At 70.8% G+C, this 26,206-nt stretch carries 26 protein-coding genes and 1 pseudogene; 11 read left to right on the forward strand and 16 right to left on the reverse strand.

What is annotated here, in order from left to right; translation table 11 throughout:
- Window positions 1-201: 201 nt before the first annotated feature.
- From U3649_RS10515 to U3649_RS10545, 7 genes are all read right to left on the reverse strand, one after another.
- On the reverse strand, window positions 202-2,073 hold the full coding sequence (locus U3649_RS10515) for a peptide-N4-asparagine amidase (RefSeq protein ID WP_407351286.1): 1,872 nt from the start codon (window positions 2,071-2,073) through the stop codon (window positions 202-204).
- A 433-nt stretch (window positions 2,074-2,506) separates the two neighbouring features.
- Window positions 2,507-4,906, reverse strand: coding sequence for a penicillin acylase family protein (locus tag U3649_RS10520; RefSeq protein WP_407351287.1), 2,400 nt, complete (start codon window positions 4,904-4,906; stop codon window positions 2,507-2,509).
- Between the two features lie 213 nt (window positions 4,907-5,119).
- A complete protein-coding gene (locus U3649_RS10525; RefSeq protein WP_407351288.1) occupies window positions 5,120-5,791 on the reverse strand; it encodes a thiopurine S-methyltransferase in 672 nt (223 codons plus the stop codon).
- A gap of 261 nt (window positions 5,792-6,052) precedes the next feature.
- Window positions 6,053-8,299, reverse strand: coding sequence for a DNA topoisomerase IV subunit A (gene parC, locus U3649_RS10530; protein ID WP_407351289.1), 2,247 nt, complete (start codon window positions 8,297-8,299; stop codon window positions 6,053-6,055).
- Between the two features lie 203 nt (window positions 8,300-8,502).
- Window positions 8,503-10,182, reverse strand: coding sequence for a thiol reductant ABC exporter subunit CydC (cydC, locus tag U3649_RS10535; RefSeq protein ID WP_407351290.1), 1,680 nt, complete (start codon window positions 10,180-10,182; stop codon window positions 8,503-8,505).
- Window positions 10,179-11,990, reverse strand: coding sequence for a thiol reductant ABC exporter subunit CydD (cydD, locus tag U3649_RS10540; protein ID WP_407351291.1), 1,812 nt, complete (start codon window positions 11,988-11,990; stop codon window positions 10,179-10,181). The genes cydC and cydD overlap by 4 nt, the downstream gene beginning before the upstream one ends.
- Before the next feature lie 305 nt (window positions 11,991-12,295).
- The gene (locus tag U3649_RS10545) at window positions 12,296-12,502 is read right to left on the reverse strand and encodes a hypothetical protein (protein WP_407351292.1); all 207 of its coding nucleotides are present in this window, start codon (window positions 12,500-12,502) and stop codon (window positions 12,296-12,298) included.
- Window positions 12,503-12,808: 306 nt separating this feature from the next.
- Between U3649_RS10545 and U3649_RS10550 the strand changes: the two genes are divergently transcribed.
- The 3 genes from U3649_RS10550 (at window position 12,809) to U3649_RS10560 (ending at window position 14,114) form a co-directional block, all read left to right on the forward strand.
- Window positions 12,809-13,051 carry a hypothetical protein gene (locus U3649_RS10550; RefSeq protein ID WP_407351293.1) on the forward strand — a complete coding sequence of 81 codons (243 nt, stop codon included), beginning with the start codon at window positions 12,809-12,811 and terminating at the stop codon, window positions 13,049-13,051.
- Window positions 13,052-13,076: 25 nt separating this feature from the next.
- On the forward strand, window positions 13,077-13,742 hold the full coding sequence (locus U3649_RS10555) for a UdgX family uracil-DNA binding protein (RefSeq protein ID WP_407351294.1): 666 nt from the start codon (window positions 13,077-13,079) through the stop codon (window positions 13,740-13,742).
- A 165-nt stretch (window positions 13,743-13,907) separates the two neighbouring features.
- The gene (locus tag U3649_RS10560; protein WP_407351295.1) at window positions 13,908-14,114 is read left to right on the forward strand and encodes a hypothetical protein; all 207 of its coding nucleotides are present in this window, start codon (window positions 13,908-13,910) and stop codon (window positions 14,112-14,114) included.
- A gap of 137 nt (window positions 14,115-14,251) precedes the next feature.
- Here U3649_RS10560 and U3649_RS10565 read toward each other — a convergent pair whose 3' ends face one another.
- The 3 genes from U3649_RS10565 to U3649_RS10575 all read right to left on the reverse strand — a co-directional run bounded on the left by U3649_RS10565 (window position 14,252) and on the right by U3649_RS10575 (window position 17,196).
- The gene (locus tag U3649_RS10565) at window positions 14,252-15,133 is read right to left on the reverse strand and encodes an NAD(P)/FAD-dependent oxidoreductase (protein ID WP_407351296.1); all 882 of its coding nucleotides are present in this window, start codon (window positions 15,131-15,133) and stop codon (window positions 14,252-14,254) included.
- A 59-nt stretch (window positions 15,134-15,192) separates the two neighbouring features.
- On the reverse strand, window positions 15,193-16,533 hold the full coding sequence (locus tag U3649_RS10570; protein WP_407351297.1) for a sigma-54-dependent transcriptional regulator: 1,341 nt from the start codon (window positions 16,531-16,533) through the stop codon (window positions 15,193-15,195).
- Between the two features lie 168 nt (window positions 16,534-16,701).
- On the reverse strand, window positions 16,702-17,196 hold the full coding sequence (locus U3649_RS10575) for a ferritin-like domain-containing protein (protein WP_407351298.1): 495 nt from the start codon (window positions 17,194-17,196) through the stop codon (window positions 16,702-16,704).
- 273 nt (window positions 17,197-17,469) lie between these two features.
- Between U3649_RS10575 and U3649_RS10580 the strand changes: the two are divergent.
- From U3649_RS10580 to U3649_RS10590, 3 genes and pseudogenes are all read left to right on the forward strand, one after another.
- Window positions 17,470-17,844 (forward strand): annotated as a pseudogene (locus U3649_RS10580) (ferritin-like domain-containing protein); the annotation flags it as partial.
- Window positions 17,845-18,049: 205 nt separating this feature from the next.
- The gene (locus U3649_RS10585) at window positions 18,050-18,994 is read left to right on the forward strand and encodes a BON domain-containing protein (RefSeq protein WP_407351299.1); all 945 of its coding nucleotides are present in this window, start codon (window positions 18,050-18,052) and stop codon (window positions 18,992-18,994) included.
- 81 nt (window positions 18,995-19,075) lie between these two features.
- Window positions 19,076-19,948, forward strand: a complete 873-nt coding sequence (locus U3649_RS10590; protein ID WP_407351300.1) for an SDR family oxidoreductase — start codon at window positions 19,076-19,078, stop codon at window positions 19,946-19,948.
- A gap of 4 nt (window positions 19,949-19,952) precedes the next feature.
- Here U3649_RS10590 and U3649_RS10595 read toward each other — a convergent pair whose 3' ends face one another.
- Window positions 19,953-20,258 (reverse strand): hypothetical protein, encoded by a 306-nt coding sequence (locus U3649_RS10595; protein ID WP_407351301.1) that lies wholly within the window; start codon window positions 20,256-20,258, stop codon window positions 19,953-19,955.
- Between the two features lie 211 nt (window positions 20,259-20,469).
- Here U3649_RS10595 and U3649_RS10600 point away from each other — a divergent pair, with 211 nt between their 5' ends.
- Window positions 20,470-21,066, forward strand: a complete 597-nt coding sequence (locus tag U3649_RS10600) for a DUF4142 domain-containing protein (protein WP_407351302.1) — start codon at window positions 20,470-20,472, stop codon at window positions 21,064-21,066.
- Between the two features lie 13 nt (window positions 21,067-21,079).
- On the opposite strand, the gene U3649_RS10605 is transcribed toward U3649_RS10600, so the two are convergent.
- Both U3649_RS10605 and U3649_RS10610 read right to left on the reverse strand, forming a co-directional pair.
- On the reverse strand, window positions 21,080-21,676 hold the full coding sequence (locus tag U3649_RS10605; RefSeq protein WP_407351303.1) for an RES family NAD+ phosphorylase: 597 nt from the start codon (window positions 21,674-21,676) through the stop codon (window positions 21,080-21,082).
- 12 nt (window positions 21,677-21,688) lie between these two features.
- Complete coding sequence (locus U3649_RS10610) at window positions 21,689-22,027, reverse strand: hypothetical protein (protein WP_407351304.1); 339 nt, start codon at window positions 22,025-22,027, stop codon at window positions 21,689-21,691.
- Window positions 22,028-22,357: 330 nt separating this feature from the next.
- Between U3649_RS10610 and U3649_RS10615 the strand changes: the two genes are divergently transcribed.
- Together U3649_RS10615 and U3649_RS10620 are read left to right on the forward strand one after the other, a co-directional pair.
- Entirely contained in the window at window positions 22,358-22,693 is a 336-nt protein-coding gene (locus U3649_RS10615) for a methyltransferase domain-containing protein (RefSeq protein WP_407351305.1), read from the forward strand.
- On the forward strand, window positions 22,633-22,998 hold the full coding sequence (locus tag U3649_RS10620) for a hypothetical protein (protein WP_407351306.1): 366 nt from the start codon (window positions 22,633-22,635) through the stop codon (window positions 22,996-22,998). The genes U3649_RS10615 and U3649_RS10620 overlap by 61 nt, the downstream gene beginning before the upstream one ends.
- Before the next feature lie 84 nt (window positions 22,999-23,082).
- On the opposite strand, the gene U3649_RS10625 is transcribed toward U3649_RS10620, so the two are convergent.
- Entirely contained in the window at window positions 23,083-24,066 is a 984-nt protein-coding gene (locus U3649_RS10625) for a cation transporter (RefSeq protein ID WP_407351307.1), read from the reverse strand.
- Complete coding sequence (locus U3649_RS10630; RefSeq protein WP_407351308.1) at window positions 24,063-24,554, reverse strand: ABC transporter substrate-binding protein; 492 nt, start codon at window positions 24,552-24,554, stop codon at window positions 24,063-24,065. Before U3649_RS10630 ends, U3649_RS10625 begins: the two co-directional genes overlap by 4 nt.
- A 137-nt stretch (window positions 24,555-24,691) precedes the next feature.
- Between U3649_RS10630 and U3649_RS10635 the strand changes: the two genes are divergently transcribed.
- Window positions 24,692-24,907 (forward strand): hypothetical protein, encoded by a 216-nt coding sequence (locus U3649_RS10635; protein WP_407351309.1) that lies wholly within the window; start codon window positions 24,692-24,694, stop codon window positions 24,905-24,907.
- Window positions 24,908-25,122: 215 nt separating this feature from the next.
- Here the strand turns inward: U3649_RS10635 and U3649_RS10640 are convergent, their stop codons facing one another.
- A complete protein-coding gene (locus tag U3649_RS10640; RefSeq protein WP_407351310.1) occupies window positions 25,123-26,031 on the reverse strand; it encodes a LysR family transcriptional regulator in 909 nt (302 codons plus the stop codon).
- Between U3649_RS10640 and U3649_RS10645 the strand changes: the two genes are divergently transcribed.
- A complete protein-coding gene (locus U3649_RS10645; RefSeq protein WP_407351311.1) occupies window positions 26,030-26,167 on the forward strand; it encodes a hypothetical protein in 138 nt (45 codons plus the stop codon). The two genes, U3649_RS10640 and U3649_RS10645, sit on opposite strands and share 2 nt — an antisense overlap.
- Window positions 26,168-26,206 lie beyond the last annotated feature (39 nt).

Consider the following 26,206-nt stretch of genomic DNA (forward strand, 5'->3'; position numbering starts at 1 on the left):
TCCCTGGTCGCCATGGGGGAGCAATACGCTATCACTGCGGCTGTGCCGGGCACAGCGAACGGCGCAGGACCAGAAGGAGGACAGCGAAGGCGCAAGGGTACGCCGTGCGTGCTCGAGTTGTTCCGCGATGTTGTAATGGATAGCGTGGGTTCTGCGAAGAGCATCCCGCCGCCATATCTCAGCGGTCGACGATAGCTCTCCTCAATGTTCCGTCCATCCCGGCCCGTCGGGCGAGCCATCCGGATGCGATGCCCAGTACAGGCGGTTGACGCCGCCGGGGCAGCCGGCGCCTGGCCGATAGTCCGAGAGCATGCCGTCCTGCGTTGCCAGATCGATGCGATAACAGCTGGAGTGCGAATCGCGGAACACGTAGCGCTGCATGCCGTTCCACCGCGTCTGGTCGCCGGTGTAATCCAGGTCTGGCGCGAATGCCAGATCGACCTCGTGGTCGAGGCGTGTGCGATAGCGTTCGACGCCGGGGCGCTGGCGGTCCGTTCGCTGCGAGAACGCCTGCTGCAGATCCACCCAGCGTTCATGTTGCGGAGCCTCCGCCCCCGGACGAATGGCATAGGCCAAGGTCAGCGGATAGCGCACCAGCTCCCGGTCTTCCGCGACCAGGTCGCCGTCCAGGTAGCGCCGGCTCGTTCCCTTCGCGACGCTCTCCAGGTCGAGGTCGAGTCGGTACGCATCCGCATCGGTCCCAGAAGGATCGTAGGCATAGGGCACGAGCAGGTTCTCGAAGCTGAGCGTGCGCTCCACCGTGCTGTGGACGCGGCCGCGCGACGTATCGGCATAGCCTTCGATGACGTAGTTCCGGTGCGATGTCGTGGTGACTTGCCCGCTGACTTCGCCCGAACCGTTTCGCTCGAGTGTGCTGGTCACGTCCGGAGCGTGCACCTGGCCCGCCAGCGTGTTGCGCGTGACCAGGCCGACGACCTGGCTGGCGCCGGGATCGCGATAGATCAGCAGCGTGCCGGAAAGATGGAAATCAGCGATGTCGCCGCCGCTGGCGACGGACAGCGCGACCTGGTGCGGTGCGCCGTCGCTGAGCAGCCCGGCGAACGGCGTCAGGTCGATTCGGTAGGGCATGAAGTTCAGCGCCAGCGGCGCCGGCGCCGGCTGGAATAGCCGCGTCGAGTTCCAAACGGGGTTGAGCAGGGGATGGACCTTGGGATAGATCGGCGCGAGGCCCGCGGGCTGGCCATCGATGCTCACCTGGAGTTCGCGGAAACTGCCGCCGCTGCAGCCCTGCGGCTGTTGATTGACGTCCAGGCCGACACGATTCGGGCCGATGGCGAGCCGGCTGGCCAACTCCGGGAATCGGGCCATTGCCTGGTCGGCCATGCAGGTGAACCAGAACAGGTCATCGCCGAATCGTGCCTGCGCCATCACGTCCAGATAGGCGCGTTCGACATTGCGCGGGAGCGTCAGCGATGCGGCGAGCTGGTCGTCGGGCGTGCCCACGTCGTGCCAGGCGTCCGCCGACAGCGGATGCACCGCGTCGGGCACGCGCGGCGCAGGGCTGCTCGCGTCCGGCGGATAGAAGAGCAGCGTCGCGGACGCGTAGTAGGGCGAGTTGAATTCGCCGTAGCGCGTCCGCCCCCGCATCTCGACCAAACCGACCCCGGAGGTGCCGAGGACCGCGCTGTAGTCGGTCACGTCGCGCTCGGCGCGCCAATACGTGGGCACGTCATTGTATTGCGCCCCGCCGCTGAAGAGCGGCACGCCGTCGATGGACAGGTGTGCGAGTACGGCGCCATCCAGAGAGGCGGACGGATCGGCATTGCGGAATTCGATCTTCAGCACCACCTTGGACCATGGACCGGAACAGCCTGCTGGTGGCTCGTAGACGAAGTCACGCATTTGCGCTTCGAAGATCCAGAAGGGGCCGGGCGCCGTGGCCTCAGCATCGCGGAACAGTTCCTGTACGCAAGGCGTTCCCGGTGGGCGCGGCACCCGCGGCCCGGCGGTCACGGTGTCGCGTGTGCCGATCGGTGGTGCCGCAGGCGCGGCCGTGCCATGCGGCGTGGGTGAGGCTGCGGTGAGCGGCGCAGCGTAGGCGCACAGGACCATCGCGATCGGGAGCCCTATCGATCCAAGGCTGGGCCTCGCATGCAACGGCATTTTCATGAGGCCCCTCACTCGTCGAGCGCATTTACCGTAGCACTGCATTCGTGTAGGCGAGAATCATGTTTTTGAATGAGGCCGGCGACATGCTGGCGATGTTCGGAGCATCGACCGGGTAGGCGAAAATCGCTCGCCAGCCGGCTTGTCGCAAGCCCGTGGCAGATGCGAGCGCGATACGTCGACCAGTTCGTTGGCATGCGGGACGACGAGGTGTGCGTCCGACCGCGATCAGGATGCGCGCGGCCTCGAGCGCTTCCCCATCGACACCATCGATTAGGGTTCGCGCCGCGCTATCACTGCGGCTGTGAGCCGAATGCAGAGATCAGGAAGCAAATGTAGATTGGACCGCACATCGTTGAAGCGGAATCCGGATTCGTCTTCAAGGCGTCCGCGGTGGGCGCAAGCGCAGGGAATGCACGGCCTCGCCCGGCAGCAGCGGTGCCGGCGTTCCCTCCACCCAGTCCCCATGGCCCGCGCCCCAGAACGGCGACAGCGGGTGTCCGCTTTGCCCGCCTGGCATGTGGGCGATGCCGTCTTCCTCCCGGCCGGGTGAGACCACCATGCGTTCCGATGCGCCGACGGCGGGGCCCTGCACGCGCGGCATGTTGCCGTCGCCGGGGAGCGGGACGGGCGGCATGCACAGCAGGCGCTTGCCGATGAGCGGGATGGCGCCGGCCAGCGGGTGGCAGATGGCGGCGGTGTTGCGTTCGCCCCAGGTGCGCTCGTGGAGCGGCCCCTCGGCGTCGAGTTCGTCGCGAACTTCCACGGCGGCGTCCTCGAGCAGGGCGGTCCAGCTGTCGTAGTCGCGTGGCAGCAAGTGCATGGGGCGTTGCCGGAGCAGAGGCCAGGCCACGCCTTCGAACTGGTTGAGTGCGGGCATTTCGAATCCGTCGCCCAGCGCGGCGCGCGCGGGAGCGGCGAGGCCTTCCGCGATGCGTTGATGCACGGCCAGGCGCCAGGCGCGGACGATCCGGTAGCTCACCGAATCGGTGCCGGCGCGGCCTTGCCATGTCTGCGCGGCCTCGGCGAGTGCGCGCAGGGCCGGGACGTCTTCCGCTTCGGCCGCGGCGCCGCGCAACAGTCGCCACCATTCGCCGAGCAGCACGGCACGATCGTCGAGCTGGATGGCGAGCAGGTCGCGCTCGGTGAAGCGGTCGCGCGCGGCCAGACCTTCGCGGATCTGGTGGGCGCGGATGCCGAGGGCGTAGCCGCCGTCGCCGATGCGCTGCAGGAGCGTGCCATCGACGACGCGGCTGTTGGCGGTCCAGAGGCGGTCGGCGGTGGGGGAGGCGAGCAAGGGGCCGGCGGCGGTGGTGATGGACCAGGGCGGGCAGGGCGGGTCGTCGGGCGCGGGGGAAGGCAGGGCCGGATCGCAATCCGGATCGCGCTGCGCGATCGGGCCGAGCAGGCGCCAGGCGATGCGGCCGGCGCGATCGCCGATCAGCAGGTTCTGGGTGGGGATGGCGGTGCGGTCGGCGGCGGCGAGCGCGGCATCGAGATTGCCGGCGTAGGCGAGGTCGAACAGGCCGAGGTTGAGCGCCCCGGGCAGGTGCGCCACCCAGCGCAGGGCCAGGGCGGTGCCGTCGGGATCGCGGTGCAGGATCGGCCCCCAGTCGGTTTCGTCCACGGTGAAGGCGACCGGTTCGGCGCCGGCCACGGCGATGGTTTCCTCGTGCGCGGTCACGCGGTCGCAGGCGGCCTGTGCGGCGTCTCCGGCGCAGGGGTGCACGCGACGCCAGTCGAGGGTATCGATATTGCTGTTGGTGTAGCCCCAGGCGACGTGGGTGTTGCTGCCGACCACCACCGCCGGCAGGCCGGGCAGGGTGAAGCCGCCGATGTCGACCCGGCCGCCGGGCGCGCGCGGGTCCTGATAGCGCAGGCGGGCGCGGAACCAGATGTTGGGCGCGCGCAGGCCCAGGTGCATGTCGTTGGCGACGATGGCGCGGCCGTCGGCGGTGAGCGTGCCGGCGACGGCGAAGTTGTTGCTGCCGGGGTGGAGGTCGGCGGCGGGCGGTGCGGGTCCGTGGGACGACGCGGCAGTTGCGGCTTCGATTCCAGGCGAGGGGAGGGTGCGGAGGTCCAGCTGGTCGGCGCCGGGGAGGATGGCGTCGCCGCGCGGCCGGCCCGCCAGCGGGGCGTCCCAGCGGCTGCCGTCGTGGGTGACGAGGTCGTACAGGGCGGGAGGCAGGTGCGGACGCATCCGCAGCAGGGCGAGTTCGCGCTCGTTCTCGGCGTCCTGCAGGTCGAAGTACATGGCGAAGCCGGCGAGGGCGGAGTCGGCCGGCGTCCACGGTTGCGGCGATTGGCCGAGCAGCAGGTAAGGCCAGGGCCGCGCGCGCAGGGCATCGCGGCCGGCGTTGACGCCGGCCGCATAGGCCTGCAGTTGGGGCAGGCGTTCGCCGGCGATCCCGGCGAGGCCGGCTTCCACCCGCGCGCGCATGCGGTGCACGCGGTGCCTGCGGTCGGTGTCCACGGCGATCGAACCGAACAGTGCGGCCAGTTCGCCGGCGGCGGTGCGGCGCATCAGGTCCATCTCGAAGTAGCGTTCCTGGGCGTGCACGTAGCCGAGCGCGCGGATGGCGTCGGTTTCGTTGGCGGCATCGATGGTGACCACGCCGAGCGCATCCCGGCTCACCGTCACCGGCGCCGACAGGCCGGGCAGGGCGACCTCGCCGTCCAGCGCGGGCAGGCTACCGCGCAGCAGCCACCAGGTGGCGAGCAGCGCGATCGCGAGCAGCAGTACGACGAGCAGCGCCGAGCGCTTCAGCCAACGAAGCATGCAATCTCTCCCCCGAGTTGCGCCGATTGTAGGCGCGATGCAGGCAGTCGCGGCAACGCCGGCCGTAAGTCGCGACTCCCCGGCGGCGGTATACCGCCGCCACCCCCACAGGAAAGGCGGAAAGGGCCGCCTTGCCGCGCGCAAGCCGTTCCCATGTGGGAGCGACGGAAGTCGCGACCCCGACAGAGGTGGGCCACTGCCGCGCTCAGGCGTTCACGCGGCTGCGGAATCCCGGCGCCGCAGCTCGTAGGCGACGGTGGACAGGGCGGTGACGCCTTCGGCGGCGAAGCCGGGCTCGCGCTCCAGGATGTCGCGGCGCTCGAGAACCTCGACGGCCCAGCCGGCCTGCAGTCCGGCGCGCACCTCGGCTTCGCCGACGGAGAACGGCGGGCCCTGCTTCTCGTGTTGCGGATATTCGAGCGTGACCAACAGACCGCGACAGCCGGGCGGCAGGCGAGCATAGAGCTCGTGCAGGTAAGGCGCGCGCAGTTCCGGCGGCAAGGCGATCAGCGCCGCGCGGTCGAACACGGCCCGACAGTCGGCGAGCGCTTCGGCGTCGAGGCCGAAGGCATCGCCGCAGACCAGTTCGATGTCGCCGGCGCTGTAGTGGCTGCCGTAGCGGGTTTCGCGGATCTCGGGCGTGAGTGCATGTTCATCGAAGAACTGCTCGATCGCGAGGCGGCTCAGTTCCACGCCGAGCACGCGATGGCCGCGCGCCGCCAGCCAGGCCATGTCGAGCGACTTGCCGGCCAGCGGCACGAACACGCGGCTGCCGGGTGCGGCGCCCACGGCGTCCCAGTGCTGCTCCAGCAGCGGCGTGATCCGTGCCTGGTGAAAGCCGATGCGGCCTTCCTGCCAGCGCTGATGCCAGAACCCGTGGTGCATCGCATCTCTACTGGGTGGGGATGCGCCATTGTGCCCGAGTGCGCTGTGCCTGCGCTGGGGCGGCTCTCGGATACCTCGGCGGCGTCGCGACTTCCGTCGCTCCCACAACCGAAGCGCCATGTTCCCAGCCGATACCTGCATCCCGCTCCTCCTTGTGGGAGCGACGGACTTGTGGGAGCGACGGAAGTCGCGACGCGCCGACCGTTGAAAACCATGCAGCCGCACCGCCGCTGCTCCGAACGCCGCGCGGTGCGAGGGTGACTACGGTTCGACAGAGAGTCCGTCCACTTTCTGCCACCCCCGCGGCAGCAACCCACCGCGCTGCCCACGCGCGCCGAGATAGTTCTCCAGATCGCGGAACGACAGGCTCATCGTGCGCCCGCCGGACTTCACCTGCAGGGTGCCGCCCGGCGGCACCGCCGCCACCGCCACCACGCGTTCGGTGCCGCGCTTGGCCTTGGGGATCTCGATGATCTTGTTGCCCTTGCCGCGATCGAGTTCCGGCAGCTCCGCCACCGGGAACGCCAGCAGGTGGCCGGCGCTGGTGACCGCGACGATGCGGTCGGTCTCGACATCGGTCACCGGCGCCGGTTGCACGACGCGCGAACCGGGCGACAGCGTCAGCATCGCCTTGCCGGCCTTCTGCCGCCCGACCAGGTTCTCGAAGCGGGTGACGAAGCCGTAGCCGTGCGAGGAGGCCAGCACGAAGCGCGCATCGGCCTCGCCGGTGGCCAGCGCCTGGAACGAGGCGCCCGCGGCCGGCGAGAAGCGCCCGGTCAGCGGTTCGCCGTTGCCGCGCGCCGAGGGCAGGGTATGCGCGGTGGTCGAGTAGCTGCGGCCGGTGGAATCGAGGAAGGCGACCGGCCAAGTGGTGCGGCCGCGCATCGCCGCCAGCAGCGCATCGCCTTCGCGGTACGAAAGCGTGGCGGCGTCGACCTCATGGCCCTTGGCGGCGCGCACCCAGCCTTTCTCGCTGAGCACGACGGTGACCGGCTCGCTGGGCACCAGCTCGGTCTCGGCCAGCGCCTGCGCGGCCTCGCGTGCGATGAGCGGCGAACGGCGGGCGTCACCGAACTTCTTGGCGTCGGCGATCAGTTCGTCCTTGATCAGCTTCTTCAGCTTGGCCTTGCTGCCGAGGGTGGCGATCAGGCGGTCGCGCTCGGCGTCGAGCTCGTCCTGCTCGCCGCGGATCTTCATCTCCTCCAGCCGTGCCAGCTGCCGCAGCCGGGTCTCGAGGATGTAGTCGACCTGCTCGTCGCTGAGGTCGAAGCGTTTCTGCAGCACCGGCCGCGGCTCGTCCTCGCTGCGGATGATGCGGATCACCTCGTCGAGGTTGAGGAACGCGACCAGCAAGCCCTTGAGCAGGTGCAGGCGCCGCTCGACCTTGTCCAGCCGGTGCTGCAGGCGGCGGGTAACGGTGTCGGTACGGAACTGCAGCCACTCGGCGAGCATCGCCTTGAGGTTCTTGACCTGCGGGCGGCCGTCCAGGCCGATCACGTTGAAGTTGGCGCGGTAGCTCTTCTCCAGGTCGGTGGTGGCGAACAGGTGGCCCATCAGCTGTTCGGCGTCGACCCGGCTGGAGCGCGGCACCAGCACCACGCGCACCGCGTTGGCGTGGTCGGACTCGTCGCGGATGTCCTCCAGCCACGGCAGCTTCTTGGCGCGCATCTGCGCGGCGATCTGCTCGATCACCTTGCTCGGCGAGACCTGGTGCGGCAGCGCCGTGATGACGATGTTCTGCTGCTCCTTCTTCCAGGTGGCGCGGGCGCGGATGGCGCCGTGGCCGGTCTCGTACAGCGCCAGCAGGTCGGCGGCCGGGGTGATGATCTCGGCGCTGGTCGGGTAGTCGGGGCCGCGCACGTGCTCGCACAGGTCGCGCACGCTGGCCTTGGGATCGTCGAGCAGGTGCACGCAGGCGCTGACCACCTCGCTGAGGTTGTGCGGCGGGACGTCGGTGGCCATGCCCACGGCGATCCCGGTGGTGCCATTGAGCAGCAGGTGCGGCAGCCGCGCCGGCATCCACGTCGGCTCCTCCAGGGTGCCGTCGAAGTTCGGGGTCCAGTCCACCGTGCCTTGGGCGAGCTCGCCCAGCAGCACCTCGGCGATCGGGGTCAGGCGCGACTCGGTGTAGCGCATCGCGGCGAACGACTTGGGATCGTCGCTGGAACCGAAGTTGCCCTGGCCGTCGACCAGCGGATAGCGGTACGAGAACGGCTGCGCCATCAGCACCATCGCCTCGTAGCAGGCCGAGTCGCCGTGCGGGTGGTACTTGCCGATCACGTCGCCGATGGTGCGCGCCGACTTCTTCGGCTTGGCGGCGGCGTTCAGGCCCAGCTCGCTCATCGCGTAGATGATCCGCCGCTGCACCGGCTTGAGCCCGTCGCCGATGAAGGGCAGGGCGCGGTCGAGGACCACGTACATCGAGTAGTCGAGGTAGGCGCGCTCGGCGTACTCGCGCAGCGGGATCTGCTCGAAGCCGTGGAAGGCGGTGCGGACGGTGTCGGTCATGTGTCGTGACGAGGCGCGAGATAGGCGGTGGCCAATTCTACCGGTCTGCCGCGCCTCTCCCGTAGGAGCGCACCGCAGGGGCGCGATGCCGCGGGGATGTCGCCGCCCACGAATTCCGGTGACCGGCACACCTGCCGGTCCTGAATCGCGGCATCCATCGGATTCAGCCGGCACCCGCGGCATCGCGCCCCTGCGGTGCGCTCCTACGGAGCGGACAACCGATGCAGACGGCCTTCGACCAGGCGGTAGTACGCATGCACGACGCCGCCAGGCAGGGCATCGTGGCTGATCAGCAGCAGGCTGCGACCGGCGCAGGTGTCGGCCAGGTCGCGCAGCAGGGCGTGCGCGGCGTCGGTGTCCAGGCCCTCGGTGGGTTCATCGAGCAGCAGGACCGGGGCGTCGCGCAACAGCGCGCGCGCGAGCGCCAGGCGTCGCGATTGCCCGCCCGAGAGGCTGCTGCCGCTCTCGCCGATCCAGGCGTCGAGCCGGCCGGGCAGGGCGCGGACCGCGGTGTCCAGCCGCACACGCGCCAGCACGTCCCACAGGCGCGTGTCGTCGGCGTCGGGATCGCCCATGCGCAGGTTCTCGCGCACGCTGCCGGCGAATACCGGCGCGTCCTGCGGCAGCCAGGCGATGTGCCGGTGCCAGTCCGCTTGTGCGGCCTGCCGCAGGTCGACGCCACCGTAGCGGACGCGCCCGGCATCGGGATCGCGCAGGCGCAGCAGCAGGGCGATCAGCGACGACTTGCCGGCCCCGCTGTCGCCGGCGATGGCGACGCGCTGTCCCGGAGCCAGCACCAGGTCGACGCCGTCTAGCACTTTGCGTGGCGCGGCGCCGCCCCAGGCGAAGTCCACGCTCTCCAGCCGCAGCTCGCCCACGGCCGGGAGCGCGACCGGGGCGGGCGGGTCGCGCACCGGCGGCGCGGCGTCGGCGATCGCGCGCAGCCGTTGCAGCGAGGCGCGCGCGGCGCGCAGCGATTGCCAGGCCAGGCCGATGCCGGCGGCGGCCTCGAACAGGGCGATCCCGGCGAACAGCAGCGCCGCGGCGGCCGGTGTGGAGACTTCGCCGGCATGGTGCGCACGCAACAGCAGCCACAGCAGGGCCGGCAGGGCCAGCGCGACGATCGCCGCGTGCAGCAGCGAAGCCGCCGACAGGCGGCGCTGCAACCCGCGTTCGCGATGCGCCAATGTCTGCGCGTGGGCATCGATCGCGTCCATGCGGGCGTCGACCGCCGCCAGCGCGACCAGGTCGGCCGCGCCTTCCAGGCTTTCCTGCAGCGACTGCCGCAGCGCCGCGCGCGCTTCGGACCGGCGGCGTTCGGCGTCGCCGGCGCCGAGCGTGGTCGCCAGCGGCACCAGGCCGCCGAGTGCCAGCGACACCAGCGCCATCCATGCGCCCACGGCGGGCACGACCGCGGCGCTGGCGGCCACGACCGCGACGGCCAAGGCCAGCAGCGCCGACAACGGTCCGAGCGCGCGCACCAGCAGGCCGTCGGCGGCGTCGATGTCGGCGACCAGGCGCGACAGCAGGTCGCCGATCCGCTCGCGCCCGAGTCCCAGCGGCGCCAGCGGCAGCGCACGGGCGAAGAACCACAGCCGCAGGTCGCGGGCCAGGCGCAGGGTGACGTCGTGGCCGAACAGTTTCTCGCCATAGCGCGACACGATCCGCGCGAAGGTGAGTGCACGGATACCGGCCGACGGCGCGAAGAAGTTGAACCCGGCCACCAGCCCGCCCGCGAGCGCGGCGGCGGTGAGGAAATGGCCGGCCAGCGCCAGCAGGCCGGTGCCGGCGGCCAGCGTGGCGAACAACAGCAGCACCGCCAGCGCGATCGGCAGTGCATGGCGGCGGAACACCTGCGCCAGGGTGGCGGCCGGCGCGCTCATTCCTTGGTCTCCGGCGAGACCGGCAGCTGCAGGGTGTGCGCGACGATGCGCAGCGCGGCCGCGCTGTGGGTGGCGATGACCAGGGTGCGACCGCGCGCGTAGTCGGCGAGGGCGTCGAGCAGCGCGTCCTCGGTGTCGGGATCGAGGAAGGCGGTGGGTTCGTCGAGCAGCAGCAGGCCGGGATCGCGCAGGTAGACCCGCGCCAGCGCGAGCCGCCGCGCCTCGCCGCCGGACAGGCCGAAGCCGCGCTCGCCGATCACCGTGTCCAGGCCTTCGGGCAAGCGCGCGGCGAAACGCAGTACCTGGGCGGCCTCGGCCGCGGCCCGCAGTTCCGTCGGCGTGGCATCCGGTTTCGCCAGGCGCAGGTTGTCGGCGAGGCTGCCGTGGAACAGGAATGGCCGCTGCGGCACGTAGCCGATCCGTGCCGTCGGCTCGATCCGCAGCGTGCCCGCCGATGGGGGCAGCCAGCCCGCCAGGGTTTCCAACAGCGTGCTCTTGCCGCAGCCGCTGGGGCCGGTGACGGCGACGTGCTCGCCGGGTGCGATCGTCAGGTCGAGCCCACGCAACACGTCACGGGTGGCACCAAAGTGCCGCAACGCCACGTCGCGAACGACAACCGCTGGCGCCTCCGCACTCCCCCCCTTTGAAAAAGGGAGACTAGGGGCTGAGATTTCCCCACGCTTCTTGGCGCTCCGCGCGCTGCGCGGGGGCAGGGAATCGCGTAGCGATTTGCTTTGGCTGTGGCCTTGTCGGGCGCCCAGCAAATCCTCCCAACCCCCCTTTTTCAAAGGGGGGCTCAACTGTTCGATCTCTTCCAGCGCCGCCAATGCGCCGGCGCGGTCGTGATAGTGCGCGGCCAACCGCCGCATCGGCGCGTAGAACTCCGGCGCCAGCAGCAGGCAGAACAGGCCGGTGCCGAGCGTCAGCGGCTCGGCGCGCAGTTCGATCATGCCGAGGTAGCTCAGTCCCAGATACAGCGCGATCACCGCCACGCTGACCGAGGCGAAGAATTCCAGCACCGTCGACGACAGGAACGCGATCCGCAGCACCTTCAGGCTGCGCGTGCGCAGGCCCTCGGCGGCGTCGCGAATGCCGGCCAGCTCGTCCTCGCCGCGGCCGTAGACACGGATCAGGCCGAGTCCGCGCAGGCGATCGGCGAAATGCCCGCCCATCCGCGCCAGTGCCCGCAGCTGGCGGCGGCTGGCGGCCTCCGCGCTCCAGCCGACCAGCATCATGAAGAGCGGGATCAGCGGCAGAGTCAGCAACAGCACCGCGCCGACGATCGCGTCCGCGAAGAAGAACACGGCCACCAGCATCAGCAGCGGCACCGCGAACGATTCGACGCGCGCCGGCACATAGCCGGTGAAGTAGCCTTCCAGCGCGTCGACGTGGGTACCGATGAGCTCGCTCAACGCGCCGCTGCGCTCGTGCCGCAGCCACGGCACTCCCGCCGCGAACAAGCGCCGCGCCAGCGTGCGCCGCAGCTGCGTGCGGATCGTCGCGACCGCGTCGTCGGCCAGTTCGCGCGCGGCCCAGCCGAGCCCCGCGCGCAGCAGGCCGACGCCGAGCAGCGCGCCCAGCGCCGGCAGCAGCGCGTCCGGATCGGCTCCCTCGACCAGCGCCCGCTGCACCGCGAGGGCGATCAGCGCCGCCTGCGCGATCAGCAACCCGCCTGCCAGCGCCGTGCAGGCGCCGGCCGCACGCAGCCGGCCGCGCGCGGGCGCGCCGAGCGCATCGAGGCGGCGGACCTGCGCGGCCGGCGAGACGGAGGGCTGCGGCAACGGTTCGGCCGCGAGGGTCTGGTCCATGGAAGAGCGCGAAGGATGGGACGTGGCGTCCGGCGATGCCGGTCGCCGCGATAGCCGTCATTGTACGGCGCCGATCGCGCTGGTCACGTGCGACGATCCGTCGCAGGGAAGGTGTGCGCGATCCGGATCGCGGGCACGAACCGGTTCCTCGCCGCGGTCCGTCCTCCGCGGGTCATCGATCGTGCCCGCATCGGGTGCGTCGGACGATCGCGGACGATCGTCCGGCGCACGCCGCGTGATTCGCCATCGCGTCGACTGAATTCCCGTGTCGACGCCGCGCACGGGTCCCCCATGGGGGCAGGCGGTCAGTGGTCGTGGCCGGACGAAAGCATCAGCACGATCCGCATCTGCGCGTAGGCCTGGTCCTCCGCGCTGAGGGTGTGGTCATCTACTCGTTCGGCTTCGTCGGCGAAGGCCGACCAGAAGTCGGTATCGCGCGGGTGGGCGTGCTCCAACGCCGGCAGGTTCCGCGCCAGCCTGTCGAGATGGTGATCGAGTTCCTTGCGGTTCATCGGAAGCGTTCCGGTCATGCGATGGGGTGGGATCGTCCGGCGCCGCGGCGGAATCTCCCGTAGCTGCACGCTAGCGCATCACGCGCGGTGGGCATGTGAGGGAACGCATGCGCCGTTCGCGGATAGCTGAAGAATTCATGCTGGGGATCGAATGGACTTGCCGGCGGCAGGCGCAGGAGCCGGCACGTATGCGAGCGCTGCCGCCGGAGCAGGTGCGGCCGGCCGCAGCGCGCCCGTTCACTGCCCCTGGATCGCGCTTGGCGTAAGAGGGTAGAGGAACGGCCCCTGTTCGCGAAGGAGTTCGCCATGCGTCCGCGCCGAATTTCGAGCCTTGTCGCCGCCTGCCCGAGCGGTTTCCGGCGGCCGCTTCCCGCGCGCGACCGGGGCTGGAACACGGAGAGCGGCGTCGGTGACCACCCCGAGTGCAATCCGCTGCTCTCGGTCGAACACCATGCCATCGACAGCCATGTGCCGGCGGTGAAGTCCATCCCCGTGCGCGTGCGCGGCGGGTCGCGCGCGCCGGCCCCGGCCGGCCCGGAGCCGGTCTGAGCGCGGCCGGCAGGCGAACGCGGGCATGGCAGGATCGCGGGACGCCGGCAATGCGGGCCCCTTCGCCAAGCCGGTCGAGGGCCAGACGCCGTCCGGCGGGCTGCCGACGCTCAGGCGCAAGGCCGCCGAGTGCCGCGCCTGCCCGCTGTGGCGCGATGCCACGCAGACGGTCTTCGGCGAGGGCAGCTCGCGGGCGCGGGTGATGCTGATCGGCGAGCAGCCGGGCCACCAGGAAGATCTCGCCGGCGAGCCTTTCGTCGGCCCCGCGGGACGCCTGCTGCGCGCGGCGATAGACGAAGCCGGCCTGTCGTCCGGCGACGTCTATCTCACCAATACGGTCAAGCATTTCAAGTTCACGCGCCGCGGCAAGGTGCGGCTGCACCAGAGGGCGAATGCCGCCGAACAGGCGGCCTGCCGCCCCTGGCTGGCGGCGGAGTTCGAACGGGTGCGGCCGCAGCGGGTGCTGGCGCTGGGGGCGATGGCGGCGCAGACGCTGTTCGGCCGCGGCTTCTCCGTCACCGCGCACCGCGGCGAGTGGCGCCCGCTGCCCACCGGCCTTCCCGCCATGGCGACCTGGCACCCTTCGGCCATCCTCCGCAAGCGCGGCGCGGACCGCGAGGCGGCGCAACGGGAACTGCTCGCCGATCTGCGCCGGGTCGCCGAAGCGCTCGCCGGCGGGAAGGCGGGCTGACGCCCGTTCGCGCGCCGGTGCGGGCCGCTTTCGGCCGCAGGCAAGCGACGCGACGCGCGCGATACGGGTCCGGGCCGTCCAGCGATCCGGAATCCGTCACGCCTCCTTGCGTCCGCACGCGCACACTGCGTGCAAGCGCCACGACCGCATGCTGGAGGAGCCGACATGGGAAAGCGGACGTTCAACGACGATCCCGAGCGCGACCTGCTCGAGAAGCGGATCGCACCCGATGCGCCGCGCGATCCCGGCGAGTCGCCGGACAAGCACAACCACCAGCAACGCAACGTGCCAGAGACCGAGCCCGGCGCGAAGACCGGCAATGCGGCGCGCCGCCGCCGCATGCGCGAGCGTCCGCCCGACGCCTCGTCCTGAGCGCGCCGGCGCCGGGCGCTTTCGGACGGGAGGCGCGGCCACGCGGGCGATCCGCAGCGACCGGTCCTCGCGTCCCCGTCCGCGAGTGCAGCTGCGCAAGGCGCGGACGCGCGGCGCCGCCGATCGGCGAAGAGGATCTAGGCGCGCCGCGGATGCTCGGGAAGCGCATTATGGACCGCGGTCGCGGCGATCGCGGCATGCCCGAGCGCGACCGCGACCTGGTTGAGATCGTGGGCCACGTCGCCGATCGCGTACAGGCCATCGACGCCGGTCTGCTGGTGTGCGTTCACCCGGAGGGTGCCGTCCTCCGCCAGGGGTGCACCAAGCGACGCTGCCAGCGATGCGCGCGGCTTGGCGCCGAGCGACAGGTAAAGCGCGTCGAAACGGACGCTGGCGCGGTCGTCGAACGCGACTTCGATCGACCGGGAGCGTGCCCGGAGCCATGCCGGCCGCGGAAGGATGCCGGTGGCGTCGGGCCCTGCGTCGCCGCCGTCGGTAGGCAGCACGGCGACCCGGTCGCTGAAAGTCCGCAGGAAGCACGCATGGCGCGACGCCTCCCCTACCGGGCCCAGCACCGCGAGCCGGCGGTCGGTCGCCTCGTAGCCGTCGCAGACCGGACAGATGCGCAAGAGCCCCCGCTGCAGCGCCTCCTCGAGCCCGCGGATCCGGGGCAACGTATCCTGCGTGCCGGTGGCGAGAATGACGCGGCTCGCGGCGATCCGCTCGCCGCCTTCGACGCGCAACAGGAACGCGCCAGCCTGGCCGTCGATGGCGTCGACCGCGGCGTTGCGGCGTTCGGTGCCGTAGCGCCGCAACTGCCGCCGCAGGCGGTCGAGCAGGGCGGGTCCGGAGATCCCGTGCGGATAGCCGGGAAGGTTCCGGCTGCGCCCGATCCAGCGCATCCTGCTGCGGCCATCGTCCAACAGCACCACGCGCCGATGGAATCGCTCCAGGTACAGCGCGGCGGCCAGGCCGGCGGGCCCGGCGCCGACGATGGCGCAGTCGAAGTTCCCGCTCACGGGTGTCGTCTACCGGGCCGCCGCATCGCGGTCACGCTGCCGCGGGCTCCCGCGCCGTGTCAGGCGGCATTCCGGCGCTGCTGGTTGCGCATCTTCGCCAGGTGGTTGTGCACCGTGCGCACGCTGACGCCGAGCATGCGCGCCGCCGCGGTCTTGTCGTTGTCGCAGTAGGCGAGCACCTTGAGCAGGGTCTGCCGCTCGATTTCCGGCCAGGACGTGCCGATGCTGAAGACGATGGCGTCTTCCGATTCCACCGGCGGGGCGACGCGCGTCTGTTCCGGTGTGATCATGATGTCGTCGCCGGACGCGAGCACGCATCCGCGATAGGTGGCGCTTCTGAGTTCGCGCACGTTCCCGGGCCAGGTGTAGCGCTTGAGCGAGCGCCTGGCGGCCGGGGAAAGCCGCTTCTGCATGTCGCCGCGTGCGTTGAAGCTGTCGATGAAGTGCTCGGCCAGCAGGATCGCATCGTCGTCGCGCATGCGCAGCGGGGGCAGGGTGATGGTGAAGTCGGACAGCCGGTAGTAGAGGTCCTCGCGCAGCTTGCCGCGGGCGATCGCGTCGTGGGGGCAGCGATTGGTGGCGGCCAGGATCCGCACCGGTGCCGGCGTCTCGTCGGTGGAGCCGAGCCGACGTATCACCCCGGTCTCCAGCACCCGCAGCAGATAGACCTGCTGCTCGACCGGCATCTCGGTGATCTCGTCGAGAAACAGCGTACCGCGCGCCGCCTGCTCGAACACGCCGACGTGCCGCGACACCGCGCCGGTGAAGCTGCCGCGTTCATGGCCGAACAACTGGCTGGCGAGCAGTTCCGGCGGCATCGCGCCGCAGTTGACCGCCACGAACGGACCTTCGCAGCCGCTCATCTGGTGGATCGCCCGGGCGAAGACCTCCTTGCCGGTGCCGGTTTCGCCGTCGAGCAGGATCGATGCCTCCGAGGACGCGACCCGCCGTGCCAGTTGCACCGGCACGCGCATCGCCTCGCTGGCGGCGATCACGCCGGGGATCGGCGTGCGGGCGCCATTGGCGGCGGACATCGACGCCGAGCGGTCGGCGCAACGCCGGAGCAGGCCGATCAGCCGGTCGGGATGGAACGGCTTGATCAGGTAGTCGATCACCGGCGCCGACACCGCACCAACGGCGGTCTCGATCGTCGGGTTGCCGGTCACGATGGCCATGTCGCCATGGATCCCGCGATCGATGCTGTCGATGAGTTCGAGACCCGAGCCGTCCGGCAGGTGCAGATCCACCAGCATCAGGTCCATCGAGTGACGCGCGGCGGCTTCGCGTGCCTGCGCCAGCGAGCCAACGACATACGGCCGGAATCCCTCGATTTCCGCGATGTCGGCCACCGACGAGGCGAACTGTGGATCGTCATCGAGGATCATCACGGTCGGCGGCATGCGATCAGCCTCACGGTCAACGGAACTTCTTCCCGATACTGGACGTAAGGCGGTTAATCAGGCGTGTAGCGCGGCGCGAAACGTGAATGGGCCAGTGCGAAAATTTCGCAGGCCGCGGCGGGCGTGGTCGCGAGCGCGGCCTGTCCCCGCCGCTCCTGCCGGCAAGCCTCAGGCCGCGGCGGCTTCCTGGTTCATGCCCTGCTCGGCGAGCATGGTGAGCTTCTCGTCCGTCGCCTTCTCTTCCTCCAGCGTCGCCAGGAGCGGCTCCAGCGCGTCCTCGTAACCGAGCTGCTTGGCCAGCGCGCACAGCGTGCCGTAGCAGGCGATCTCGTAGTGCTCGACCTTCTGCGCGCCGCCGATCAGGGCGGCGTCGCGCACCGGTCCGGCCGGTACCTCGTCGATGACCTGCTTGCCTTCCTCGATCAGCCCCTCCATGGCCTCGCACTTGATCCGCTTGATCTTGATGCCCACCGCGCTCGCCACCTGCTCGAGGCGTTCGATCTGCCCGTTGGTCTCCTCGAGATGGGTCTCGAACGCGCTCGACAGGTCCGGGTCGCTGGCGGCCTTGGCGAGCCTGGGAAGGGCCTTGGTGAGCTGCCTCTCGGCGCTGTGGATATCGGAAAGTGAATGGACGAAGAAGTCCTCGAGCGTCTTGATTGCCATGGCGTTGCCTCCGGTGCGGATGTGTGAAGGAAGCGGCGGAATGCCGCGGCGTCGAAGCTAGCAATGGCAACGGCAGCGAAGCGTGATCTGCAGGAGTTTCGCGACGCGAAATTCCTGCGCGGCCAGCGCGCGCGATCACTCCCGCTTTCAGACCGCGCCGGTAGCATCCCGGCCGCGCTAGTCGTTGCGGCGCATCCCCACAATCCAAGGGGAAGAGACGATGGCGATGTCCAACAAGAGCGCCTTCTGAAATGGCTGCAGGACGCCTATGCGATGGAACAGGAGGCGGAAACGATGATGAAATCGATGGCCGGGCGTCTGGAGCACTATCCGGAAGTGGAGGCGCGGATCGAGGCGCATATCGCCGAGACCCGGCAGCAGGCCGAGGAGGTCGAGGGTTGCATCGAGCGGCTGGATGGATCCACGCCGATGGCCAAGAGTGCCGCCGCCAGCGTGATGGCCTCGGTGCAGGCGCTGGGCAATGCCATGATGAGCGACGAGGTGGTGAAGGGCGTGGGGATCTGCTACGGATTCGAACACATGGAGGTCGCCTCGTACCGCGCGCTCGTCATCGCCGCGGAGGCGGCCGGCGAGCCGGAGGTCGGCAAGGTCTGCAAGCGGATCCTGCAACAGGAACAGGCGATGGCGGGCCATCCGGCGAACCGTGCGAGCCGACCGGGCGCGCCCGGCGCGCGCCACGACGAACTTTCTTCACGCATCTCAAAAGCTGCCCGCCGCCGAGCACGGTTCCGGCCGCCGCCGGCTGCGCCTGATTTGGCACGCGACTTGCGCGCCTACAGAGGCGCGCCGCGCCCATGGGCGCGGCAGCATCGGACCAACGATGGAGCTCGCGATGCCCCGGAACGAACAGCAGCAACCACCGCCGCGGCGCAGCGCCCGCGCGGGCGGGCACGAGCAGGCCGGCATCGCCGAGGCGAAGGCCGTCGGCCGCGAAATCCTGCAACTCGGAGGCCGCTACCTGCGCGCCGGCCTCGCCTGGCTCAATCACGGGAGAAACGACATGACGAACGAGCGATATCGCGACGATCGCGGCGACGAGGCGCGGCAGCGGCAGGCGCGCTGGCGCGAGGACGAGGATCGCGAGCCATTGCGTTCCGGCGGCCCGGAGGACCCGGGCGCCCGGGCCCGCCGGCGCGGGCGCGACGACGAGGCGGGCTTCGAACGGCGTACCGGCTATGCGCAGCGTGGCTACGACGACGGCTGGGACCAGGGCGAGCGCGAAGACACCGCCGGCGGCCGCAGCCTTCGGGGAATGCCGATCGCAGGTGGCGTCGGCCTCGGGCGCGGCGGCTATGCCGGCAACTATCAGCCCGGGGAAGCGGCATCCGGCGGCGGTGGGCGCGGCGGCGGCGAATACGACACCCAGTTCGGCCGCTACCCGGAACCACGCTGGGGCGACAGGAACCGCGGCCAGGGCCGCTATGGCAGCGCGCCGGCCGGCGGGCTTTCCCGACGCGAGGGCGGCCGCGGATATCGCGGCCGCGGCCCGCAAGGCTACGCGCGTTCGGACGCGCGCATCACAGAGGACATCAACGAGCGTCTGATGGAGGACGACGACATCGACGCCACCGACATCGTCGTGGCGGTGCGCGGCGGCATCGTCACGCTGACCGGCAGCGTGGACGAGCGCTGGGTGAAGCATCGGGCCGAGGATCTCGCCGACGCTTGCAGTGGCGTCAAGGACGTCGAAAACAGACTGCGGATTCGCGGCCGTGCAAGCCTTGGCGATGATTCGCCGCCGGCAGGCGGGGCCGGCAACGATCCCACGGGAACCTGAGCGCCCCAGCGGGCGCGCGCGAAAAGCGCCCTCCGGGTTCTCGCTCCGTTTCGCCGCAACTCCGGCCCAGGGATCCACAACATGCACAGGCCCATCGCAGACCAGGTCATCGTCATCACCGGGGCCAGCAGCGGCATCGGCCTGTGCACGGCCCTGCGCGCCGCCGGCCGCGGGGCCAAGGTGGTGGCGATCGCCAGGAGCCGCGGCGTGTTGGCACGACTGGCCGAGGAGATCGAAGGCGCAGGCGGCCAGATGCAGGTGATCGCCGCGGACGTCGCGGACCGCCCGCAGATGCGCTCAGCCGCCGAACATGCCGTGGACCGATTCGGCAGGATCGACACCTGGATCAACAATGCCGGCGTCTCGATCTACGGCCGGTTGGAGGACGTGACCCGGGCCGACGGCCTGCGGTTGTTCGAAACGAACTTCTGGGGCGTGGTCAACGGCGCCCTGGCGGCGTTGCCCTACCTGCGGAAGCGGGGCGGGGCGCTGATCAACCTCGGCGGCGACGTCGCCGAGGGTGCGCTCGCGCTGCAGGGCATGTATACCAGCTCCAAGCATGCGGTGAAGGGATTCACCGATGCGCTGCGGGAGGAACTGGAGCAGCTCGACCGCGCGCCGATCAGCGTGGTCCTGATCCAGCCGGCCGTGGTCAACACGCCCTTGCTCGACAACGCCCGCAACTACCTGCCGGGGCTTCCGCAGAGGCGGAGGGCGGCGCTCGACCCGGTGCGGGTGGCCGATGCGATCCTGCACGCGGCCGTGCACGGCGGCCGCAACGTCAAGATCGGCGTGCACTCCAGGCTCGACGTGGCGGTGTCGCGCTGGTTCCGCAAGCTGCCGGACCGCAGCGCCGGCGCACTGCGCCGACAGCCGCGCGAGCGGGTGCTCGAGCGGCTGGGGGCGCTGCACGTCCCCAGTGCGCGCGGGCGGATTCGCGGCCTGCTCGAATAGGACGCTAGGGCCGCCCGCACAGATCGTCCATCGCGCCATCGCCTGCCTGGAGCGCGGCCGGGTCCTTGCCATTGCCGGGATCGGGCTGCTCCGGTGCCGTCATGCGCGCCAGGCGATCGCAGGCGTCGCGCGCCCGGGCCAGATTGGCCAAGGCCCGGTCGTGCTCGCCACGCCGCAACCGCGTTTCGGCGACGTGGATCGCCAGGCGCGCAGTGTTTGCGGCATTGCGCACATCGTGCAGCCACCTGTCCCCGCCGCGTTCGGGTGAGGAGGCCTGCAGGGGGGTGGAATCGATGGGTCGGTCGGTCACGGTGGTTCGCGGGACTGTCGGGGTCGTGGTGACCGCGTGACCGGCGCGGAACCTGCGCCCGGCGATCTCCGCGGTGCTCCAGAGCCTAGGCAAGCCGGCGTGAAAGCAAGGTCCGGAGAGGACGCTCGGGAAGCGTCGAGCACGCCTTCAACGAGGTCGGCACGAAACATGCGCCGGTCGAGGGCAGGACACCACTCCAGGAGGACGACCGATGCCTGTCGCGCGTTGTTTGCTTCTCGCGGCCTTCACGATCGCGCTGTCGGCGATGCCGGTCAGCGATGCGCGCCCCCGTCCGCAGGACGAACCGGCCGCGGGCGATCCCGCCAGCGCGCGCCTGGCCGCAGGCGACCGCGCGTTCCTGCGCGCGGCCCTCGAGCGCGGGCAGACCGAGGTGGCGGCGGGCAAGCTGGCGACGGAGCGGGCCGCGTCGGACGCGGTCAAGCGCCTGGGCGAGGAAATGGTGCGCGACCACCGCCATGGCAACGAGCGGCTGATGGCGCTGATCCGGACGGACCCGTCGTTCCGGCTCCCGCGCCCGCATCGCGACCGCCTCGACGGCCTGACGCAGCTGCAGGGCGACGCCTTCGACCAGGCCTACCTGCGGCAGATGCACCAAGGCCACGCCCGCGCGATCGCGCTCTACGCCGAGGCCATGGCGTCGGTGCAGGACCCCAAGGTGCGCGAGTTCGCCAGGCAGACGCTGCCGACGCTGCGGCGCCACGCCGCGGACACCGAGGCATTGCTGGCGGCACGCGGGCGGGGAAGGGGAACCGAAGGAGCGCAGGCCGGCCCGCGCCGGGAACGTTGACCGGGCCCGGCCGCTATCGGCGCCGGCACAGCCTCGAGTCCAGCGTGAGCTCCGCGCACGTCGCATTGCGGACGCGCGCGGCGTCGGCGTGGTCCGCGTTGAGCAGGTAATTGAACTCGTTGCGGCACAGCGCGCTCGGCACCCGCAGCAGCAGGCTGTCGCGCGCCGCGGCCCAGGCGTCGCCGACGCGCTGCACTTCCGGCCGGTAGGGATAGGCGTTCCAGCCCGGCGGCAGGTCGGTCAGCGTCCGGACCAGGCCACCTTCGACCTCGGCCGACGCCAGCAACAGCCGGTCGGGCACGGCGTCGTCGGACAGGTGCGCCAGGAATTCCAGCAGCGCGCCGGCCGGAGACGCGGCGGCATACAACACCCGGGTGCCGGCCGACGTCCAACGGCCGGCCGAACCCGGGCCCTGGAGGTCGAACGGTGCGTCGCGGTCGTCGAGCGCGACCAGCCGGTAGATCGCGATCCGCGCGCCTTCGGCACGCGGATCGGCGGCGGCCGTCGTCGCGATCGACGAAGTGGTTAGCGCCGGCGGATCGCTGGCGGGAAACGACTCTTCGAGTGCTTCGTCGAGATCTGCCTCGTCGGGTGCGTTCGGGACCGGCATGTCGTCCTCCGCTTAGCGCGGTTTCTGGGTGGTGTTCGCCCGTCCGGCCGCGCGCGCCATGACGTGGCGCAGGTCGGTGTCGCCGCTGGCGTCCGCCGACGTACCGACGGCGATCAGGATCACATCGGCATGATCGATGGCACGGGCGCTGTCTGTGGTGAAGTCGAGCCGGCCCGCCGCGAGGTTGGCAGCGATCAGCGCCGGCAGGCCGGGCTCGTGGATCGGAACGGGGCCCTGGCGCAGATGGATGATCTTTTGATGGTCGACGTCGAGGCAGACGACGTCGTGTCCCACCTCGGCCAGGCAGGTGCCGGTGACCAGGCCGACGTAACCGGTTTCGAAAATGCTCACGCGCACGATGCTTCTCCGGGGTTGGTTGCTGTTTGGGTCGGACCGGCGGTGGGCTGCGGGCAGGCGGCCGGGATCCTTTGCCGACAGGCGGGAGCAATTCGCATACCAGCAGATCAAGGCGAGGTGAAGTCGGGTCGAGCCGTTCCGCTGCGGGCGCAGCGGGCGGGGCCGGCCGCAGGATCGCCACGGCGCCGTCGTCCGGATCCCTCGCCCGCGCCGCACGCCGAACAGGCAACTTGTTCGGTAGACGAAGAAGTTGCAGCTGCTGATCCTCGTCCGCCTGCCGCGGGCGTGCGGGCGTGTCCGGTCCGCACGCGGACCGGCGCGGGCATGCGGTTCGGCACCGGCAAGCGTCTCTTGGACGACGGCTGCCCGGTGGTGGCCAACGCCGGCTTCTACAGCTTCGAACTGGTCAGGCGCGGCGCCCGGGTGACCGCCATCGACGTCGACGACCATTACCTGCGCCAGGCGCGCTGGGCGGCGGGACGGTTCGGTCTCGCCGACCGCATCGAGTTCCGGCGGATGAGCGTGTACGAACTGGCGCACCAGCGGCAGGCGTACGATCTGGTGTGGCTGATGGGCGTGTTCTATCACCTGCGGCATCCGTGCTGGCGCTCGACATCGTGCGGCATCTCACCGGACGCCAGCTGGTGCTGCAGACGATGACCCTGCCGGGCGAGGAGGCGGTCAGCACGCCCGCCGACCTGGCGCTGGACGCGCGGGCGACGATGCGCGAGCGGGGCTGGCCGAGCATGGCCTTCGTCGAGCACCGCGTCGCCGGCGATCCGACCAATTGGTGGGTGCCGGACCACGCCTGCGTGCAGGCGATGCTGCGCAGTGCCGGGTTCGAGGTCGGCGCACGCATCACCGACGAGACCTATCTCTGCACGCCGGCCGCCGCCGGCCAGGCGCCGATGGTCGAGGCCGAGCTGCGCGCCGCCACCGGCACCGGAACGCCGGCTCCCGCATAGGGCGTGGGCCCCGGCCCACGTCCTCACGTCCTCACGTCCGCGGAAGGCAACGGCGGTGCGGCGATGCCGCGTCGTCCTTCCGCATCAGCGTTCGCCGCCGCCGTCGTCCGGCTCCTCGCCCAGCAGGGTCACGATGACCTCGTCGATCCGCCAATGCACGGCGCGCGCGACGTCGTGCGCGTGGCGCAACTGCCGCGGCGTCGCGGCACCGTCGCGGGGCCGCACGAACAGGGCGCCGCTCAGCAGGTATCCCTCCTCGTGGAAACGGACCCGGCAGTCGTCGACCCAGTCGATGGCGCAGACCGCGTCCCGCACCCGCCCGACCAGCGGATCCTGGCCGCTGCGATCGATCTGCTGCGGCCGCGCGTCGTGCATGTCGCGCACCGCATCGCGCAGGTCGCCGATGCCGGCGTGCAGCACGCTGCCGGAAATGAACAGCGCGGCGGCGGCATCCGCCCACCACCAGCCCGCGCCGATCCCGGCCACGCCGGCCATTCCCGCCAGCGACGTCATCCAGTCCGCCTTGTTGGTGTCGGCGTCGGCGTGCAGCGGCTTGAGCGAGAGCGCCTCCGCCAGCTGCAGCTTGCGCCGGCTGAGGATCGCCGGCGGAATGCCCGACAGCGCCAGTACGCCCATCATCAGCCAGCCCTGCCAGACGATGGCGTCGCCGATGCGCATCGTGCCGACCACCGGATGGGTGGCGGTCAGCAGCGTGTGCAGCCCGTTCCACACCAGCACCAGGCCGACGCCGCTCAGCGCCGCGCCCGAGATCAGGAAATTGATGTCGAAGGCGCGCGTCCGGCCGTTGACGTACTCGTGATCGATCGGCTTGGCCTGGAACCGCGACGCGACCAGGAACGCGGTCGGCGGCAGCAGGCTCATCAGGTTCTCGACGAAAGCGGTCTTCATCGCCTGCGAGCCGCCCATGACCGCGAAGATCGCCGCGGAGACGAGCGCCATCCAGAACAGCGACCACCAGCAGATGCGCCGGGCGCCGGCCAGGGCGCGCTGCTGCTCGTCCGGAAGCGCGCGGCGGTCGCGCAGCTTGACGAAACGCTCCGCGTTCATCGGCGCGGCCCGGCGCCGAGGGCGGCGTCGTCCGAAAACAAATGGCGATCGACGACCAGTTGCCACGCGTTCTCGCCCGGCGGCAGCGCCAGCCGCCGGGCCACCAGCGGCCCTTGGGGAGCGGGGCGGAGGCGGTACTCGAGCGACCAGCCGACCTCCGATTCCCAGGCGGAGCCGCGGACGTGGCCGCCGACGACCGCATGCAGCCGCAACGCCTTCAGCTCGCGCATCAGCGCATCGTGCCCCGAGACCACCCATTCGACGTCGGCCTCGCGCGCGCGCGCCAGGTCGCGGATCATCGCGATCTCGATCCCCGCCGGCTCGCGGCCGCCGGCGGAAGCGACCACGAAGGGCGGATCGTGGCTCACGCCGACGCGCATCGCGTGTTCGTCCGCGCGCCGCGTGCTGTCGTTGGCATCGCGCGGGTAGCCGTCGCAGGCGGCGACGCCGAGGACCAGCGGCAGGACCAGCGGCAGCAGTTTGCTCACCGGGCATTTATGCCCGCATGGCCGTCAATGGCGCGTCAGCGGTTCCCGCGAAGGTCTCGCGCGTCCGATCGCGCTTCACCGCCCGCCGTTCACGCCGGTGCTGCGAACATCGCCGGACACGATGCAGGAGACATGGAATGAGCGGAGCACCCATGCGTCGGGCGATCGCGGCGATCGCCGCGTTCGCGCTGCTCGCCGGTTGCATGGATCGGGCGCCCCCGGAAGACGACCAGGTCGGTGCGCAGCCGGATACGCGGGTCCAGCGCCGGGACCCGATCGAGGCGCCGGACGTGCGGGTCCCGGATCCGGGTCCGGAGGCCGAAGGCGAGGACGCGTCGCCGCCGGAGCGCTGATGCCGGCCGGCCCATTGCCGCGGCACGACGCCTCTTCGCCGCGTGGCGCTCCCGCGCGGGAGCGCAACATCGCGGGATCCGGCTTAGTTTCCGGACATCGCCGGCGACGCGTGCGTTTCCACGCCAGCCGCGGCGGACCGTCCGGCCGCGTTCCTCATGTCACGACAGGAGCGCGCGCTGCAGGACGGACAGTGACCGCGCGGCGCACGCGCGCATCAGGGGTCGAGATGCGCCCCCATCAGTTCCTCGAACCACTCAATGAACACGCCCAGCCGGCGCGTTCTCTGGCGCCGGTGCGGATACAGCAGCGACACCGGCATGGGCGCGGCACGGAACGTGGGCATGACCTCGACCAGTTCGCCGCTGTCCAACAGATGCTTCACGTCGAAGCGCGGTATCTGGATCAGGCCGAGCCCGGCACGGCAGCAGGCGATGTAGCTCTCGGCATTGTTGACGACCACCCGGCTGGGCATGTTGCTGGTCTGCTCCCGCCCCTCGGACGACCGATGCTCCCAGGGCAACTCGCGCCCCGTGGTCGGGGAGGCATAACCCACCGCCCAATGGCCGCTGGCAAGGTCTCCCGGCTGCTCCGGCACGCCGTGTTCGCGCAGGTAGGCTTTGCTGGCGCAGTTGATCAGGGCGATCGCCCCTAGCGGGCGTACCGCCAGGCTGCTGTCCTGCAGGGTTCCCACGCGCACCGCGCAGTCGACGCCTTCCTGCACCAAGTCGATGGCGCGATCGGTTGATCCCAGCAGCAACTGCAGCCGGGGGTGGCGGCGCAGCAGGCCCGGCAGTGCCGGCGCGATGAGGCGTCGGGCAATGCGGCTGGGTGCGTCGACCCTGAGCTGGCCGGCAACTTGCCGCTGGCTGCTCTGGAACAACTGCTCGATGTCCTCGGCGTCGGCCAGCAACGGGCGCACGCGCTCGAGCAACTGCGCACCATCGGCCGTCAGGTGGACCTGGCGCGTCGTGCGGCTCAGCAGGCGGACGCCGATTTTTTCCTCCAGCTGCTGGATCGCGGCGGAGACGGTGGCGCGGGGCAGTTCCAGCGCGTGGGCGGCCTTGATGAAGCTGCCCATTTCGGCCACCTGCACGAAGACGCGGTATTGATCGATTTTGTCCATGCCTGCATTCAACCTCGGGAACGAGTTCGCCGCGCGCTTCCAGCACGAGTTCGGCGGTGATTCCGCTGCTGTACTGCTGCTGCCCGGTGATCAGGCGCCCGTCGCGGACGGCGAAGGGCTCGTATCGGCATGGTGATCTCCCTCGGCGTGCTGGAGGCCGTGCAGCGATTCCGGC

The organism is Luteimonas sp. R10, from assembly GCF_045689605.1.
Taxonomy (GTDB): domain Bacteria; phylum Pseudomonadota; class Gammaproteobacteria; order Xanthomonadales; family Xanthomonadaceae; genus Luteimonas.

Coding starts and splice junctions, on each gene's coding strand:
- cydD (WP_407351291.1), bottom strand. CDS start 11,990: ATGGACCAGACCCTCGCGGCCGAACCGTTGCCGCAGCCCTCCGTCTCG.
- U3649_RS10525 (WP_407351288.1), bottom strand. CDS start 5,791: ATGCACCACGGGTTCTGGCATCAGCGCTGGCAGGAAGGCCGCATCGGC.
- U3649_RS10645 (WP_407351311.1), top strand. CDS start 26,030: ATGCCTGCATTCAACCTCGGGAACGAGTTCGCCGCGCGCTTCCAGCAC.
- U3649_RS10625 (WP_407351307.1), bottom strand. CDS start 24,066: ATGAACGCGGAGCGTTTCGTCAAGCTGCGCGACCGCCGCGCGCTTCCG.
- U3649_RS10590 (WP_407351300.1), top strand. CDS start 19,076: ATGCACAGGCCCATCGCAGACCAGGTCATCGTCATCACCGGGGCCAGC.
- U3649_RS10570 (WP_407351297.1), bottom strand. CDS start 16,533: ATGCCGCCGACCGTGATGATCCTCGATGACGATCCACAGTTCGCCTCG.
- U3649_RS10605 (WP_407351303.1), bottom strand. CDS start 21,676: ATGCCGGTCCCGAACGCACCCGACGAGGCAGATCTCGACGAAGCACTC.
- U3649_RS10600 (WP_407351302.1), top strand. CDS start 20,470: ATGCCTGTCGCGCGTTGTTTGCTTCTCGCGGCCTTCACGATCGCGCTG.
- cydC (WP_407351290.1), bottom strand. CDS start 10,182: ATGAGCGCGCCGGCCGCCACCCTGGCGCAGGTGTTCCGCCGCCATGCA.
- parC (WP_407351289.1), bottom strand. CDS start 8,299: ATGACCGACACCGTCCGCACCGCCTTCCACGGCTTCGAGCAGATCCCG.
- U3649_RS10515 (WP_407351286.1), bottom strand. CDS start 2,073: ATGGTCCTGTGCGCCTACGCTGCGCCGCTCACCGCAGCCTCACCCACG.
- U3649_RS10635 (WP_407351309.1), top strand. CDS start 24,692: ATGAGCGGAGCACCCATGCGTCGGGCGATCGCGGCGATCGCCGCGTTC.
- U3649_RS10550 (WP_407351293.1), top strand. CDS start 12,809: ATGCGTCCGCGCCGAATTTCGAGCCTTGTCGCCGCCTGCCCGAGCGGT.
- U3649_RS10520 (WP_407351287.1), bottom strand. CDS start 4,906: ATGCTTCGTTGGCTGAAGCGCTCGGCGCTGCTCGTCGTACTGCTGCTC.
- U3649_RS10575 (WP_407351298.1), bottom strand. CDS start 17,196: ATGGCAATCAAGACGCTCGAGGACTTCTTCGTCCATTCACTTTCCGAT.
- U3649_RS10545 (WP_407351292.1), bottom strand. CDS start 12,502: ATGAACCGCAAGGAACTCGATCACCATCTCGACAGGCTGGCGCGGAAC.
- U3649_RS10585 (WP_407351299.1), top strand. CDS start 18,050: ATGCCCCGGAACGAACAGCAGCAACCACCGCCGCGGCGCAGCGCCCGC.
- U3649_RS10555 (WP_407351294.1), top strand. CDS start 13,077: ATGGCAGGATCGCGGGACGCCGGCAATGCGGGCCCCTTCGCCAAGCCG.
- U3649_RS10640 (WP_407351310.1), bottom strand. CDS start 26,031: ATGGACAAAATCGATCAATACCGCGTCTTCGTGCAGGTGGCCGAAATG.
- U3649_RS10560 (WP_407351295.1), top strand. CDS start 13,908: ATGGGAAAGCGGACGTTCAACGACGATCCCGAGCGCGACCTGCTCGAG.
- U3649_RS10615 (WP_407351305.1), top strand. CDS start 22,358: ATGCGGTTCGGCACCGGCAAGCGTCTCTTGGACGACGGCTGCCCGGTG.